This is a genomic window from Streptomyces sp. NPDC005761 (genome assembly GCF_040630635.1).
Classification (GTDB): domain Bacteria; phylum Actinomycetota; class Actinomycetes; order Streptomycetales; family Streptomycetaceae; genus Streptomyces.
This window is the reverse complement of the sequence record NZ_JBEXXX010000034.1, coordinates 15519-30221: the sequence shown is the minus strand read 5'-3', so window position 1 is coordinate 30221 and position 14703 is coordinate 15519. Positions and strand designations below refer to the sequence as shown.

General features: G+C 72.3%; 12 protein-coding genes and 1 tRNA gene. 7 read left to right on the top strand and 6 right to left on the bottom strand.

Features of this window, described 5'->3' with window-relative positions:
- Nucleotides 1-195: 195 nt before the first annotated feature.
- The 4 genes from ABZ434_RS26415 to ABZ434_RS26400 all read left to right on the top strand — a co-directional run bounded on the left by ABZ434_RS26415 (nt 196) and on the right by ABZ434_RS26400 (nt 3227).
- Nucleotides 196-1209, top strand: coding sequence for an SPFH domain-containing protein (locus ABZ434_RS26415; RefSeq protein ID WP_359141758.1), 1014 nt, complete (start codon nt 196-198; stop codon nt 1207-1209).
- Entirely contained in the window at nt 1206-2105 is a 900-nt protein-coding gene (locus ABZ434_RS26410) for a hypothetical protein (protein WP_359141755.1), read from the top strand. Before ABZ434_RS26415 ends, ABZ434_RS26410 begins: the two co-directional genes overlap by 4 nt.
- A gap of 70 nt (nt 2106-2175) precedes the next feature.
- Nucleotides 2176-2676: an NUDIX domain-containing protein gene (locus ABZ434_RS26405; protein ID WP_359141752.1), complete on the top strand. Its 501-nt coding sequence runs from the start codon at nt 2176-2178 to the stop codon at nt 2674-2676.
- 56 nt (nt 2677-2732) lie between these two features.
- A complete protein-coding gene (locus ABZ434_RS26400; RefSeq protein ID WP_359141749.1) occupies nt 2733-3227 on the top strand; it encodes an FBP domain-containing protein in 495 nt (164 codons plus the stop codon).
- A 405-nt stretch (nt 3228-3632) separates the two neighbouring features.
- Here the strand turns inward: ABZ434_RS26400 and ABZ434_RS26395 are convergent, their stop codons facing one another.
- Nucleotides 3633-4217 (bottom strand): hypothetical protein, encoded by a 585-nt coding sequence (locus tag ABZ434_RS26395; protein WP_359141746.1) that lies wholly within the window; start codon nt 4215-4217, stop codon nt 3633-3635.
- Nucleotides 4218-4868: 651 nt separating this feature from the next.
- Between ABZ434_RS26395 and ABZ434_RS26390 the strand changes: the two genes are divergently transcribed.
- The gene (locus ABZ434_RS26390; RefSeq protein ID WP_359141743.1) at nt 4869-6350 is read left to right on the top strand and encodes a DHA2 family efflux MFS transporter permease subunit; all 1482 of its coding nucleotides are present in this window, start codon (nt 4869-4871) and stop codon (nt 6348-6350) included.
- Between the two features lie 332 nt (nt 6351-6682).
- Here the strand turns inward: ABZ434_RS26390 and ABZ434_RS26385 are convergent.
- A tRNA-Pro gene (locus ABZ434_RS26385) sits at nt 6683-6756 on the bottom strand.
- Nucleotides 6757-6806: 50 nt separating this feature from the next.
- Nucleotides 6807-9440: an AAA family ATPase gene (locus ABZ434_RS26380; RefSeq protein ID WP_359141740.1), complete on the bottom strand. Its 2634-nt coding sequence runs from the start codon at nt 9438-9440 to the stop codon at nt 6807-6809.
- Nucleotides 9441-9548: 108 nt separating this feature from the next.
- Here ABZ434_RS26380 and ABZ434_RS26375 point away from each other — a divergent pair, with 108 nt between their 5' ends.
- Both ABZ434_RS26375 and ABZ434_RS26370 read left to right on the top strand, forming a co-directional pair.
- A complete protein-coding gene (locus ABZ434_RS26375) occupies nt 9549-10085 on the top strand; it encodes a DUF309 domain-containing protein (protein WP_359141738.1) in 537 nt (178 codons plus the stop codon).
- A 105-nt stretch (nt 10086-10190) separates the two neighbouring features.
- Nucleotides 10191-10541, top strand: coding sequence for a hypothetical protein (locus ABZ434_RS26370; RefSeq protein WP_359141735.1), 351 nt, complete (start codon nt 10191-10193; stop codon nt 10539-10541).
- 24 nt (nt 10542-10565) lie between these two features.
- On the opposite strand, the gene ABZ434_RS26365 is transcribed toward ABZ434_RS26370, so the two are convergent.
- The 3 genes from ABZ434_RS26365 to ABZ434_RS26355 are packed head-to-tail and all read right to left on the bottom strand — an operon-like array spanning nt 10566 to nt 14654.
- Nucleotides 10566-11795, bottom strand: a complete 1230-nt coding sequence (locus tag ABZ434_RS26365; RefSeq protein ID WP_359141732.1) for an FAD-dependent oxidoreductase — start codon at nt 11793-11795, stop codon at nt 10566-10568.
- The gene (locus ABZ434_RS26360) at nt 11792-13201 is read right to left on the bottom strand and encodes an NAD(P)/FAD-dependent oxidoreductase (RefSeq protein WP_359141730.1); all 1410 of its coding nucleotides are present in this window, start codon (nt 13199-13201) and stop codon (nt 11792-11794) included. The genes ABZ434_RS26365 and ABZ434_RS26360 overlap by 4 nt, the downstream gene beginning before the upstream one ends.
- Nucleotides 13202-13220: 19 nt before the next feature.
- The gene (locus ABZ434_RS26355; RefSeq protein WP_359141727.1) at nt 13221-14654 is read right to left on the bottom strand and encodes an FGGY family carbohydrate kinase; all 1434 of its coding nucleotides are present in this window, start codon (nt 14652-14654) and stop codon (nt 13221-13223) included.
- Between the last annotated feature and the right edge of the window lie 49 nt (nt 14655-14703).

Here is a 14703-nt window from a genome sequence, read left to right as displayed (position 1 = left end):
CCGTCCCAGCGGATGACGACGGCCCGCCCGCGCCGCACCGTGGGGACGGGGGCGGCGCACAACCCGGCCGGCCGGTGACTTCCGAGTCACCGGCCGCCCGCGTTCCCCCTCACCCTCCACGCCTCCTTCTCGTCCTCTTGACGATATGCGGCGCAGCCCTTTATCGTCTTCATGACGAGAACGAGGGGGTCCATCATGGCCGACATCACCCGGCGCTTCGGCTGGCGCCATCTGCGCTCCGCGCCCACCGCCCACATCCGCCACCACAAGCGCGGCCGGCTCGCCCACGACGGGACGGGGCTGAGCTTCTGGTACCGGTCGCTGAGCGCCGCGCTCTCCGAGGTGCCGGTGAACGACCGTGAGCTGGCCATGGCGTTCCACGCCCGCACGGCCGACTTCCAGGACGTCACTGTGCAGGCCACCGTCACCTACCGGATCAGCGATCCGGCCGAGGCGGCCGCCCGCCTCGACTTCTCCGTCGATCCCGACACCGGCGCCTGGCGCGGCGCCCCGCTGGAGCAGATCGCGACGCTGCTGACCGAGACGGCCCAGCAGCACACCCTGGACGTCCTGGCCCGCACCCCGCTGGCCGCCGCACTGGTGGACGGCGTGGCCTCGGTACGCGAACGGGTGGCGGCCGGCCTGGGCGGCGAGCCCAGGCTCCCCGCCACCGGTATCGACGTAGTGGCCGTGCGCGTCGTCGCCATCCGCCCCGAGGCCGAGGTGGAACGCGCGCTGCGCACCCCCGCCCGCGAGCAGATCCAGCAGGAGGCCGACCGGGCGACGTACGAACGCCGGGCCGTGGCCGTCGAGCGCGAGCGGACGATCGCCGAGAACGAGCTGGCCAGCCAGATCGAGCTGGCCCGCCGGGAGGAGCAGCTGGTCGAGCAGCGCGGCACCAACACCCGCCGCGAGGCCGAGGAGCACGCGGCCGCCGACGGGGTGCGCGCCGAGGCCGAAGCGGCGCGCAAGGTGCGCCTCGCCCGCGCCGAGGCCGAAGCGGCGCGTGAGGTCGGCGCGGCCCGCGCCGAGGCCCAGGCGGCCTGGCTGCGGGTGCACGGGGAGGTGGAGGCCGCGACCCTGCACGCACTGGCCGCCACCCGGCTCGCCGAGAACCTGCCGCGCATCGACAGCCTCACCCTCTCCCCCGATGTCCTCACGGGCCTGCTCACCAAGCTCGGCCGGACCGCACCGGAGACCCGGGCGTGAGCCTGGCCCCGAGGGCGGTTCTGGTCCACCGCACCACCGAGTACGAGGAGTTGCTGGCCCGGCACGGGACGCACGGACAGGCCGCGTTCTTCCTCTCCAGCCGGGGCCGGTCCGTCGACGAGGTGGCCCGGCGGCACGAGCGGACCCGGCAGGCCCTGGCCGACGTGGCGGCGGCCGTCCCGCTCCAGTGGCGTCACTCCCGGGTGGAGCGGGCGGATCTGGACCGGTTCCTGTTCGCGCCCGAGGACGTGGTGGTCGTCGTAGGCCAGGACGGACTGGTCGCCAACGCCGCGAAGTACCTCTCCGGCCAACCGGTCGTGGGCATCGACACCGATCCCGGCCGCAACCCGGGTGTTCTGGTACGCCACCGGCCCGCCGACGCGGCCGCCCTGCTGCGGGCGGCCGTGGCGCCGGGCGGGACGGCGGACGAGCTCACGATGGTCGAGGCGGTGGCCGACGACACCCAGCGGCTCCTGGCCCTCAACGAGATCTACCTCGGCCCGTCCGGACACCAGACGGCCCGCTACCGGCTCGGCACCGGCCCCGCGGACTCCCCCGCCGAGTCACAGGCCTCGTCCGGCGTCCTGGTCGGCACGGGCACGGGCGCCACCGGGTGGCTGCGCTCCCTGTGGCAGGAACGCCGCAGCGCGCTCACCCTGCCGGCTCCGACCGACCCCCGGCTGCTCTGGTTCGTCCGGGAGGCCTGGCCGTCACCGGCTACGGGCACCTCGCTCGTCTCGGGCGAGCTGGGGCGCGGGCAGGGTCTGCGGCTGACCGTCGAGTCGGACCGGCTGGTGGTCTTCGGCGACGGCATGGAGTCCGACGCACTGGAGCTGACGTGGGGCCAGACCGTACGGCTCGGCGTCTCGGCCACCTCGCTGCGGCTGGCCGGATGACCGGCCAAGGGGCGTCCGCCTCCCCGTAGGCTCGACGCCCGACCCGGTCCGGCACCGTCAGGAGAGCACCATGGAGTCCGCTGCCACGCCCGTTTCCGACCGCAACTCCCGCCCGCCCCTGGCCCAGGCGGCGCTGGGTGTCGGAGTGATCGTGCAGGACGGGCAGGGCCGGATCCTGCTCGGGCGGCATCACAGCGGCACCTGGGAACTGCCCGGCGGCAAGGTCGATCCGACGCACGAGTCGATCGCGGCGGCGGCGGTGCGTGAGCTCCGGGAGGAGACGGGGCTGGAGGCCGCCGAGCCCGAGGTGCGCGTGTTCGCGATGCTGCACGACGCGGTCCACGGGATCAACCGGGTGACGATGGCCGCACTCGTGACCGTCGACGACGGCGCCGCTCGGGTGACCGAACCGCATCTCATCAGCGCCTGGAAGTGGATCCGGCCCGAGGACCTGCCGGCGCCGCTCTTCGATCCCTCCGCGCAGATCCTGGCGGCCTGGCGCCCCGGTCTCGGGATCAGGCACCCGCCCGTGCACCGGTTGGCCATCGCACCCGAGAGCACGCAGGCATAGCCCTACATCACTTAATCATTTGCCTAGGGGCCATAGGCACAGTTAGCGTCGTCGGTATGAAGGCCGTGACCGAGCAGGACATCCGCACATCGTTCGTCAACTGCTCCAAGGGAGAAGCCGGGCGGCTGCCGCTGCCCCGCGATCTCGACGAGCTGCCGTGGGACGATCTCGACTTCCTGGGGTGGCGGGATCTCTCCGCCCCGGGGCGGAGCTACATCGTGACCGAGCACGGGGGCAGGCTGACCGGCATCTCGCTGCGCTTCCCCTCCCAGCAGCGCGGTTTCCTGCACCGCAGCATGTGCTCTCTGTGTCTGACCACGCACCCGGGCAGCGGTGTCTCCCTGCAGACCGCCCGCAAGGCGGGCCCGGCCGGGCGCGAAGGCAATTCGGTCGGCCTGTACATGTGCACCGACCTGGCCTGCTCGCTCTACGTACGCGGGAAGAAGGCCGTGGCCTCGGGCGCCCGCTTCAAGGAGTCGCTCACCGTGGAGGAGCAGATCGAGCGCACGAGGGCCAATCTCTCGGCGTACGTCGCCAAGCTCTTCGGCTGAGCGGGGTACCGGACGACCGTGCCCGCGCCGACGGCCTGCGGTCAGCGCCGGCACGGACCTGTGTGCCCAGTGGCCACCTCGCCGTGCGCGCGCCCGGCACCGTAGCCGGCTGGGTCGTACGGCTCGGCTCCACCCACGGCACCGCGGCTCTCCAGGCGCCCGTCGCCCCCGGACCCGCCGGCCTGGCCACGCTGAACGTGCTGCGATGCGACGGCCGGCGTCCTCACCGAACCGCACGCCGCCTGCGGCCTGTCGGAGACCGCGGCCGAGCGGCATCCGGAGCGGCAGCGCGCGAGCGGTGGGCCGTATCCGGCCAACTGCGCGACTCCCCCGAGAAGACCGACGCCTTGGGCGACGTGCCCACGGGTCAAGACGCTCACGCCGGACCGTCGCCCAGCGGCAGCCTCATCCGAGGAAGGACGTCCGCCCCTGGCCGACGGTTTCGCCCGGCGCCCCCGTCATGAACTCCGCCACCAGTCCGGCCGGATTGGCCGCGGAAGTCAGCTCGAACATCGCGTCCGGGTCGAACATGTCGTAGAGAATCACCGGGACCGGGCGGCCCAGGACCTGCACCAGTCGACCGCTCCCGTGGAGGCGGCGGGCCGCCCCGACGCACACCTCGTAGAACCATGAGACCAGCAGTTCGTCGCGTCCGGCCGGATCCTCGTCGTCCTCGTACCAGAGCCCCCGGGACTCCGCCTCCCGCCGGTGCGCCGCCACACCCTCCGGATCACGTCCGACGACCCGTACCCCTTCGAGTCCCGTCTCGGGGAAGTACGCATAACTCCAGCGCGCCTCCCAGCCGTCCGAGGCCGCTTGCGCCGCATTCGTCGCATCGGCCCCGGTTGTGTATCCGACCGCGACGTACGGCAACCGCGGGTCCTGATCGACACTGTCGATTCGGAACGTCACGGCGTGGACGCCGCCATCGGCGGGGATACTTCCGACGGCCTCATCGGCTGTCCGTTCCACATGCTCCGAAAATGCCATGCGCCCGCCCCTCCTGGATCGGTCAAGGATGACAGGCGACCCCGGCCCTCAGGAGCAGGGGTCACGAACTCGTCCTCTTCATCCGAGGGTTACGGCGCTCACCAAGATCCGCAGGAGGATTGCTCGCGTCGCCATTGCTCCCAGAATCATCCGATTTCGCCCCGTGAATCAAGACGGAGGTGTTGGCGGCAGCGGCCGTTCCACACGAGGTCGGAATGCAGCGCCTGGCCGAGTGCCCCTTCCAGAACCGCTTTGCAGATCAAGGTGCGTGTCAGGGCCGAGGTCCGTGCGCCACGTGCCCTCAGCCGACCCGCGGGTGAACAGCGCACCGAGGGGCGCCATGAGTTGACGGGCCGTCTCGTCGGGCGACCGCAACACGATCACGGAGGTGCCCGTCTCGTGTCATCGCTCGGGACGTTACTGTCCACCCGGCGCTGGTACATTCGCGTTCCACAACGGATCGCATGCATCCCGCCCCGACAGGTCGTCCGGCAAGGACCGCGCCTCGATCGGATTCGGACCGGCCGTGAAACGACGGAGCCCGCCCCGCCGCTGCTGGAGCGCGGCACAGTCGCCGCCGGCCGGAGGCTGCGTGGGCGGACAGGTCAAGCGGCTTCGGGTGGTTGCGTCTCTTCTTCGAAAGGCTGAGTAATGACCACGTCGCAACGGATTGAGCCCGGCCCTCCCAAGGGCAAATCTCGCGACAAGCTCGACAGCAAGGTCCTCCTCGTAGCCGGAGTGGTCGTGCTCGGCGGGATCATGTCGATCCTGGACATCACCGTGGTGTCGGTCGGGCTGCAGACGTTCCAGAAGGAGTTCGAGGCGACCTCGGCCCAGGTGGCCTGGACCATGACCGGCTACACGCTGGCCCTGGCGAGTGTCATCCCGCTCACCGGCTGGGCTGCCGACAGGTTCGGAACCAAACGGCTCTACCTCCTCGCGGTCGCGTTGTTCGCCGCCGGTTCGGCGCTGTGCGCGGCCGCCACATCCTTGGAGATGCTGGTCACGTTCCGGGTCATCCAGGGCCTGGGCGGGGGCATGCTGATGCCGCTCGGCATGACGATCCTGACCCGCGCCGCCGGCCCCGAAAGGGTCGGTCGGGTCATGGCAGTCCTCGGAATCCCCATGCTGCTCGGCCCGATCTTCGGCCCCATTCTGGGCGGCTGGCTGATCGACATCGCCTCCTGGCACTGGATCTTCCTGATCAACCTGCCCATCGGTGCGATAGCCCTGGCCTACGCGGCGATCGTTCTGCCCAAGGACCATGTGGAGCCGTCCGAGACCTTCGACTGGGTCGGCGTCCTTCTGCTCTCGCCCGGACTGGCGACTTTCCTGTACGGCGTCTCGTCCATCCCGGAGACCGGCACGGTCTGGGCCGCCAAGGTCCTCGTGCCCGCGGTCATCGGTCTGGTTCTCCTCGCCGCGTTCGTTCCCTGGGCACTGCGGAGCAGCAACATTCACCCGCTGATCGATCTGCGGCTGTTCCAGAACCGGGGCCTGAGCGTCGCCGTGATCGCCATGTCGCTGTTCGCCATGGCGTTCTTCGGCGCCAGTCTGCTGTTCCCGCTCTACTTCCAGCAGGTGCGCGGGGAGTCCGCGCTCGACTCCGGAGTCCTGCTCGCTCCGCAGGGCATCGGCGCGATGATCACCATGCCGATCGCCGGGATACTCGCCGACCGCATCGGCCCCGGCAAGATCGTCATGACCGGCATCGCGGTCATCACCGTTGGTATGGGCATGTTCACGCAGCTCAGCGCCGACACCTCCTATGCCTACATCATCACCGCGCTGTTCGTGATGGGCCTGGGAATGGGTGCCTCGATGATGCCGATCATGGCGTCGGCCCTGGCCACCCTGAGGGAGCACACAGTGGCCCGGGGATCGACGCTGATGAACATCGTCCAGCAGGTGGCAGCCTCGATCGGTACGGCCCTGTTCTCGGTCCTCCTCACCAACGGCATCAAGGACGTCACCGCCACCACTCCCGACGGTGTGCGTTCCCAGATGGGAGACGCGTTCGCCTCGGTGTTCCTGGTGGCGACCGTCCTCGTCGCCCTGTGTCTCGTCCCCGCCATGCTGCTGCCTCGCAAGAAGGTCAAGGCCGCGGACCCCGCCGCGATGATGGGGCACTGAGTGCGAAAGCCCTCGGCCAGGAACGCAGACACGGATCACCGGTGACCGTGCCGAAGTGGTGACCTCGGCCGTCTCCGACAAGGACGGCGGCCAGGTCACCGGCGGTGGCCCGACCGCGCGACCACCCGGTGACCGGGTGGTCGCGCGGCCCGTCGGCAGCACTCCGGGACCGCCGGGCGTACAGAGAACTGCCAGGCCCGAGTCCGCCTCGCCCATGCCGCCGTCCCTCTGACCCGGTCAAGGGGCGCCGGTTTTCGACTTGTTCCCGGGAATGATCAAGGGCCGGTCTCGGATTGCTCCGAAACCGGCCCTTGATCTACGACTGTCTCCAGTCGGGACGACAGGATTTGAACCTGCGACCCCTTGACCCCCAGTCAAGTGCGCTACCAAGCTGCGCCACGTCCCGCTGACCAGTCCCCCGGTCCTGCCGGGCGGCTGCGCAGGACAAACATTACCTCACTCCGTGGACCGGATCGACGCCTGTGCCTGCTGGGCGCGGGTTGCCAGCCCCTCGGCGCCGCAGGCAGTGGCCAGCTTGTGCACCCGGGCGAGCTCGCGGCGGGACCGGGTGGCGACGCCGTGGTCGAACAGGGCGAGCGCGAGCTCGTAGGAGGACGGCGAGGCCTCCAGGTGACGGACGGCTTCGCCCAGCAGGTGTGCGGCCTCGTCCGGGCCTGCGAAGAGCGCGACGCAGCGCAGTGCCTCGCCGATCGCCGTGTCCGTGCCGAACCGCTCGGCGTGCACCCGGGCGGAGTTGGCCAGCTGGGCGGCGCGGTCCGGGTCCTCGTCGGCCAGGGCGCGGGCCAGGTCGCCGGACCAGGGGCCCCAGATGCCGTTGAACCTGCCGCGCGGTTCCAGGGACTGGCCGGCCGCCTCCAGTTCCGTGACGGCTTCCTTCGTACGGCCTTCGGCGAGCAGCAGGCGGCCGCGGACGCACGGGGCGTCGGGCAGCACCATGGCGCTGGGGTAGGGCAGGGCGAAGTCGTACTGATCGGCGATCTTGCGAGCCTCGGTGATCCGGCCCCGGGCCAGCAACGTGTCGATGAGCAGACAGGCCGCGTCCCAGTGGACGGGCAGTCCGCTGCCCACACGGTCGGCGAGCCGGAGCCCCTCGCGCAGGAAGCCCTCCGCCTCGGCCAGGCGCCCGCGACGCCGGTGGACCAGTCCCAGGAGCGTGTGGGCGAAGGCCAGGTGGGCGCCGCTCCAGCCGGAGATCTCGAAGGCGCGCACGGCCTCACCGAAGAGTTCCTCGGCCCGGTCGAGCTGGTCGGTGAACGCGTAGGTGATACCGAGCAGGGTCGGGAGTTCGAAGCCCCATTCGGTGTCGGTCCAGCCGAGGCCGCGGGCAGGGTGACCGTTGACCAGCGCGCGTTCGCACAGGTCCACGATCAGCTGGGAGTTCTCGCCGCGCAGCATCGCGTCGAAGGCGCGCAGTGTGAGCAGGGCGCGTTCGGCGTTGTCCCGGCCGGTGAGGTGGTCTGCGTTCGCGGCGAGCCGGCGGGAGCGGCCCGGGCCGTCCTCCTCGGTGGCCCGCATGCCTTCCCAGAGGAAGTGCGCCGCCTGCAGACGCATCAGGCCCGGGCCGGGTGCCGTGCGTTCGGCCTCGGCCGCCAGGGCGAGTGCCGCCTCCTTCAGCTGGTTGTTGTGCGACAGCGCGGCGGCGAGCCGGTACGTGGCGTCGACCCGCAGTTCGTCGGCGAGGCCTGGCATGTCGAGGGCGGCCCGCAGGTGCTGCACGGTGGTGGGCGGCGAGCTGAGGAGCGTGGCGCAGCCCAGTTCGTAGAGCAGGGTGGCGCGCACATCGTGGCGCGGGGGTTCCTGGAGGGCCCGCTCCAGGCAGCGCCGGGCCGCCTCGGGGGCACCGACCGCGAGGTGCTGGTTGGCGGCCGCCCGCAGCTGTTCGACCAGCTCCTGGTCGTCGTCGGGATGGACTTCGAGCAGGTGCCGGGAGGCGGCGGCCGGGCCGAGCCCCGCGCGCGTGATCGCCCAGGCGGCTCTGCCGTGCATGGCGGTGCGCGTCGCCGGCGGGATGGAGCGGTACACGGCGGTGGCGATGAGAGGGTGCACGAACTCCAGCGGGTCGAAGCCGCTGACGATACGGGCCTCGCGCAGCCGTGCCGTGCAGTCCGCCGCTTCGGCGGGGCTCATCCCGGCCAGGGTGGCCGCGAGGTCCTGGGAGATGTCCGTGCCGAGGACGGCGGCGGCCCACGCGAAGCGGTTGGCGTTGGTGCCGAGCCGCTCGAGCCGGGCGACGAGGCCGCTGCCCCTGGCGGATGCGCCGAGTTCGCGCAGCAGTCCGGCGGATTCCTCGAGCGGGGCCAGTTCACGGTCCTGGACCTTGGCGACGAGTTCGACGGCCTCGTAGGGGTTGCCTCCGGTGACGGCCCACACCTCGCGGCAGAACGGGTCGTCGGCGTGGTCCCCGAGCGTGGCCCGGACCAGTTCGGCGGTGGCGTCGGGGGTGAGCGCGCGCAGGGCCACCCGGACCTGTGCCGGGTGACTGCCGGCCGCGGTGCGCCTGGCCTCGCGGGCCGCGAGTTCCTCGGGGCGGTGTGCCTGGACGACCAGGACCTTCAGTTCACCGAGCCGGGCGGTGAACGAGGCCAGCCAGGCCAGGGATTCACCGTCCGCCCAGTGCGCGTCGTCGATGATGAGCAGCAGCGGGCGGTGGCTCAGCCGGGAGGCGAGCCGGGAGACGACCCAGTCGAGGCCGTCGCGCACGCCCTGCGGGTCGGGTTGCGGGCCGGTCGGCTCGGCGAGGCCGAGGGCCGGTGCGGCGATCTCGTACCAGGACCCGAACAGGGCCTTCACATCGTCGGCGGGGAACTGGTCCAGTGCGGGCTGGAGCAGTTGGCGTACGACGTGGAACGGCACCGAGGTGACCGTCTCGCCGCCACGGGCGGACCAGACGGTGCAGCGGTCGACGGCCATGGCCTGGATCTCGGCCAGGAGCGCCGTCTTGCCGATGCCCGCTTCGCCGCTGAAGACCAGCAGCCCGCCGGTCGCCTGCGCACCGCACAGTGCGTCAACGGCGTGAGCGGCAGCGGCGAGTTCCGGTTCGCGCTCGTACAGCGGCCGGGACGGCTTCATGCCTACCCTCCCCAAAATCGTTTAGGTGACAGTCGAGACTAGTCGTGCGCGGGGGCCCACCGACAGTGGTTCGGGCAGTTCGTCGCAGGTGCGAGGCACAATCGAGGGGTGGACGAGACTCGCAGGGACCGGAACACCGAGGGCCGGGCGCACAATGCGCGCCCCCGGGACGGGTTGGGGCGCCCTCTGCCGTACGGCGCTCCGGGGGTGGAGCGGCAGCCCGAGGGGGTGGTCCGCACCCCCGAGGAGACCGTAGGGGAGGCACAGCGGCTGCTGGACGCGGGAATGCCGTTCCATGCGCACGAGGTCTTCGAGGACGCGTGGAAGTCGGGCCCCGACGCGGAGCGGGAGTTGTGGCGCGGGCTGGCGCAGTTGGCGGTCGGGCTGACGCATGCGGCGCGGGGGAACGCGACGGGCGGGGCACGGTTGCTGCGGCGCGGCGCGGGGGCTCTGACGGAGTTCGCCGCGGCCGGCCGGTCCGCGGAAGGTGGTGCCGCGCCCGGTGCCCCGGTCGTCACGGTGTACGGGATCGGCATCGGGCCGCTGACCGGCTGGGCCCTGGAACTCGCGGCGCGGGTGGAGGGCGCCGATGCGCCGGCCGTCGACGCCGCCGCCGAGGCACCGCGGCTGCGGGCGGACGTCTGAGGGGCGCCGTCGCGGGGGCTCGACGGCGCCGAACTCGGCTTACTTTCCCTGCCCTTGACCGAGAGCGGTGAACAGTGCCGTGCGAAGCCATTACCATCCGGCGTCATGAGCACTTCTGACCAGGACCAGGACCAGGCCGTGGAAGAACCGATAGCCGCACCGGCCGTCACACCCGAGGACACGGCGGAGGCCGAGGACGGGCGACTGACGCCGCGGCAGGCGAGACACCTGCGCATCGTGCTCTCCTCGGTCGGGATGGCGGCGATGGCGGTCGTGCTCGGGCTGCGGATCGCGAGCCGGTCCTCGGTCCTGGTGGTCGGGGTGTACGGGCTCGCGCTGATCCTGTGCGGGATCGTGATCGAGCTCAGCAGGAACGGCCGGACCCGGCTCGGCAGTTGGCTGCTCGGGGTCGGCCTGGTGGCGGCGATCGGTTCGGACTGGCTGCTCATCCCCTGAGAACCGGTCTGCTCCCCGGACCGGTCAGCCGACCGAGACGCGCACCGTGCCACCGTGCGGATCGGCCCGGCCGAGCCAGTCGGCGGACAGGTGGAAGGGGCGGCCCGGCCGGACGGTGCGCGGCAGGCGCCGGCGGTACAGCTCCAGCCCGTCCTGACGGACCACGAGCAGCGGGGCCGTGAGCGGCCGGACGGTGCGCAGGATGAAGCGGTCGCCGAGTGGCCGGTCGGCGCCCGGACCGAGCAGGTTGGGTGCGATCCAGTCCAGAGGTGCTGCGACGGCGAGGGCGGGACGCCCGGCCGGCCAGGCGCCGGTGGTCAGATGGCGTCGTACGGGGACGGCCAGGGCCCGCCCCTCCGCCGCGGCGGTCCCGGCGCTCTCCACCGCGTGGAGCAGATTGCCGGCGGCGAACACGCCGGGCGTGTGGGTGCGGTACGCGGCGTCGTGCGCGGGGCCGCGGGTGCCGGGGTCCAGGGGCAGGCCGCCGCGCCGCGCCAGTTCGTGATCGGGGATCCAGTCGCCGGTGAACACCACGGTGTCGCACGCAAGCGTCGTCGTACGGCCGTCCTGGTGGCGCAGCGCGACCCCGGTGAGCCTGGTGCGGCCCGTCAGCGCGGTGACGGTGGTGCGGGTGAGCAGCGGGACTCCGTGGCGTGCCCCCAGGGCCGCGGGAAGGGCCGGTGGGCGGTCGGTGACCCGGGCGAGGACCTCGACCCCGGCGGCACGCAGGGTGCCGGCAGCGGCGAGGCTGACCGGTTCGTCGCCGATGATCACGGCGCGGGTGCCGATGTGCTGGTGATGGAGGTGGACGGCCTGTTGGAGTTCTCCGGTGGTGTACACGCCCGCCGGACGCGTGCCGGGAACCAGCCGGGCGCTGCGCGGGCGTTCGCGGGCTCCGGTGGCGAGGACGACGGCGTGCGCGGTGATGCGTTCGAGTCCGCTCGGTCCGGTGGCGTCGAGGGTGCGGGGCCCGGCCCAGCCGGTGACGGTGATTCCGGTGCGGAGCATGGCGCCCGCCCCCATGGCCGCGGCCGTGCACCGTCGGGCGTACTCGGGGCCGCTCGTCGCGCCTTTCGTACGGCTGGGGCCGAATCCCGTGTGGTGGCAGTGGCGTGGGACACCGCCTGCGGTCTGTTCTCGTTCCAGGACCTCGACCCGTCGTACGCCGGATGCGGCGAGTTCGGCGGCGGCGCCCAGGCCGGCGGGTCCCGCTCCCACGACCAGCACGTCCACGGTCCGCTCGCGTCGGGTCATGGGTTCCCCTCGATGAGTGCGCGGAGACCGGCCCCGCAGTGGAAGCCCTGGCAGCGCCCGTTGCCGGCCCTGGTCCTGCGGGCCAGACCCGCCACGGACCGCGGCGGGAGGGTGGAGGTCGTCGCGTCGCGGATCTCGCCCGCGGTGACGCGTTCGCAGTGGCAGACCACGGTGCCGTACGCCGGGTCCCTGGCGATGAGTTCCGCGTTCAGGTACGGGCGTCGGCTCGCCTCGCCGAGGCCGGGCATGGTCAGGGGTTCCAGTTCGGCGGGGTTGCCCGGGTCGAGTCCGGTCCGGGCGAGGAGGGCGGTGACGTGGTCCGCGATGGCCATGGACGCGGTCAGCCCGGTGGAGCGGATGCCGCCGACGGCGATGTAGCGGAGGCCGGGGTACTCCTGGATCCGGTAGTCCTCCTGGCCGGTGGCCGCCCGCAGCCCCGCGTAGACGGCGGTCACCTCCTCGTCGAGGAGCCGGGGCAGGATCCTGCGGCCCTTCTCCCTGAGCAGCGCTATGCCTTCCCGGGTCGACTCGGTGGCGGTCCGGTCGTCGAGTTCCTCGGCGGTGGGGCCGAGGAGGACGTTGCCGAAGACCGTCGGTGCGACCAGGACGCCCTTTCCCGCGGCGGTGGGGACGGGCAGCAGGATGTGGCGGACGAGGCCGCGGGCGAGTTCGTCGAACACGATCAGCTGGCCCCTGCGTGGTGTGACCGTGAAGACGTCGTGGCCGAGCATGCGGTCGATCTCGTCGGCGTACAGTCCGGCGGCGTTGATCAGGAAGCGGGTGCGCAGCGGGCCGCGGCCCGTCGTGAGGGTGTGGACCGTGGCCCCGGGGTCGATGGCGCGGACCGGGCAGTCCAGGTGCAGGTGGACGCCCGCGCGGACGGCCTGGGTGGCGAAGGCCAGGGGGGTGGTCCACGGACAGATGACGGATTCTCCGGGGACCTCCAGGGCGCCGAGTGCTCCCGGGCCGAGGTGGGGTTCCCGTTCCGCGACCGTGTGGGCGTCCAGCAGCCGGGCCTCGTGGTAGCCGTTGGCTTCGGCCTTGGCCAGCAGGGCGGGCAGCGCGGCAAGTTGTTCCGCGTCCCAGGCGACGAGGAGGGCGCCGACACGTTCGAGGGGGATGCCCGTCGCCGCGGCGTAGGCGGAGAGCTTGTGCTGTCCTTCGCGTACGAGGCGGGCCTCCAGCGAACCGGGTACGGCGTCGAATCCGGTGTGCAGGATCGCGGTGTTGGCCTTGGACGTGCCGTCGCCGATGTCGTCCGAGGCCTCGACGAGGGCGGTACGCAGGGGGTGGCGGGCCAGTTCGCGGGCGATGGCGGTGCCGACCACACCTGCTCCGATGACGGTGACGTCGTACGGCGCTCCCCCGGGCAGCGGGTCCCGGGCGGTCGTGACCGTGTGCGTCACCGGGCCGCTCCGGCAGGGTTCACGACCGGTCCAGGAGGGTCTCGACGGCCGCACGGAAGCCGGCGAGGCGCTCGGCCGCCTCCTCGGGGCCGATCCGTGGTTCGTACACCGCGGCCGGCTTCCAGGCGGGCACGGCCTCGGCGAGCGGGAGCCGGGGGTCGAGGCCGAGACGGGCCACGGCGCCGGCGCCGAGGGCGGTGACGTCGGGCAGCGCGGAGACTTCGACGGGCCGTTGCAGCAGGTCGGCCTGGGTCTGCATGAGCAGCGCGGAGCGGGTGAGGCCGCCGTCGACACGCAGCGCGTCGAGCGGTGAGCCGAGGTCGGCCGCCACCGCGTCGGCGAGCTCGACGACCTGGGCGGCTATCCCCTCGCACAGCGCCCGCACGAGGTGGCCGGCGGTGGTGTCCAGGCTCAGGCCGGTCACCGAGCCGCGCAGGTCGCCGCGCCACCAGGGCGCGGCGAGTCCGGCGAGCGCCGGGACGAAGGTGACCCCGCCGGAGTCGGGGACACCTCCACCGACGGGGTCGAGGTCGGCCGCGCCGGAGATCACGTTGAGGTCGGTGAGCCAGCGGACCGCGGACGCTGCCGTGTAGACCTGGCCGTCCAGGCAGTAGCTGGTGCGTCCGCCGAGCCGCCAGGCCACGCAGCTGACGAGGCCCGCGGAGCTGCGGCGCGGTACGGGACCGGTCTGGGCGAGGAGGAACGCGCCGGTGCCGTAGGTGCACTTCCCGGTTCCCGGTTCCAGGGCTCCCTGTGCCAGGAGGGCGGCCTGCTGGTCGACGAGGAGGCCCGTCAGCGGGAGTTCGCCGCCGAACGCGGTCGTCGTGCCGAACGCCCCGGCGGCGTCGACCACGGACGGCAGGCGTTCGTCGCCGAGCCCGAAGATGTCCAGGGCGGCGGGTGACCAGGCGACGTTGTCGAGGTCGAGCAGCTGGGTGCGGCCTGCCGTGGCCGCGTCCGTCACGAACGCACCGGTGAGCCGGTGGACCAGCCAGGAGTCGCTGGTGGTGACGACGCCCTCCCCGGTCAGTTCGCGGCGGATCCAGGCCATTTTGGGCGCGGCGAAGTAGGGGTCCAGCGGAAGCCCGGTGAGGTGCTTCAACTCTTCCTCGTGTGCGGCGAGTTCCCCGCAGACCTGTGCGGCTCTTCGGTCCTGCCAGACGATCGCTTCGGTGAGCGGTCTCCCGCTGTCCGGGTCCCAGGCGAGCACGGTCTCGCCCTGGTTGGCGAGGCCGACGGCGACGACCGGTTCGGCCGCCTCGGCCAGCGCCTGCGCCCCGGCGTCCAGGACCGAGCCGAGGAGCTCGCCGGGGTCCGCCTCGACCGCTCCCCCGGCCCCGTACCGCGGGCGAACCGGAGCGGAACCGGAACCGATCACGCCCCTGTCGGGGCAGATCACCAGTGCTTTCGTGCCCGAGGTCCCCTGGTCCACGGCGAGTACCGGGCCTGTCATCGGGTCTCCAGCGGTACGCAAGCCCTGCGGCTTGAACGGAATCGTGATC

Excerpts from the sequence above, each read along its gene's own strand:
- ABZ434_RS26405 (WP_359141752.1), top strand. The coding sequence starts at position 2,176 with ATGGAGTCCGCTGCCACGCCCGTTTCCGACCGCAACTCCCGCCCGCCC.
- ABZ434_RS26415 (WP_359141758.1), top strand. The coding sequence starts at position 196 with ATGGCCGACATCACCCGGCGCTTCGGCTGGCGCCATCTGCGCTCCGCG.
- ABZ434_RS26400 (WP_359141749.1), top strand. The coding sequence starts at position 2,733 with ATGAAGGCCGTGACCGAGCAGGACATCCGCACATCGTTCGTCAACTGC.
- ABZ434_RS26395 (WP_359141746.1), bottom strand. The coding sequence starts at position 4,217 with ATGGCATTTTCGGAGCATGTGGAACGGACAGCCGATGAGGCCGTCGGA.
- ABZ434_RS26365 (WP_359141732.1), bottom strand. The coding sequence starts at position 11,795 with ATGACCCGACGCGAGCGGACCGTGGACGTGCTGGTCGTGGGAGCGGGA.
- ABZ434_RS26370 (WP_359141735.1), top strand. The coding sequence starts at position 10,191 with ATGAGCACTTCTGACCAGGACCAGGACCAGGCCGTGGAAGAACCGATA.
- ABZ434_RS26380 (WP_359141740.1), bottom strand. The coding sequence starts at position 9,440 with ATGAAGCCGTCCCGGCCGCTGTACGAGCGCGAACCGGAACTCGCCGCT.
- ABZ434_RS26390 (WP_359141743.1), top strand. The coding sequence starts at position 4,869 with ATGACCACGTCGCAACGGATTGAGCCCGGCCCTCCCAAGGGCAAATCT.
- ABZ434_RS26355 (WP_359141727.1), bottom strand. The coding sequence starts at position 14,654 with ATGACAGGCCCGGTACTCGCCGTGGACCAGGGGACCTCGGGCACGAAA.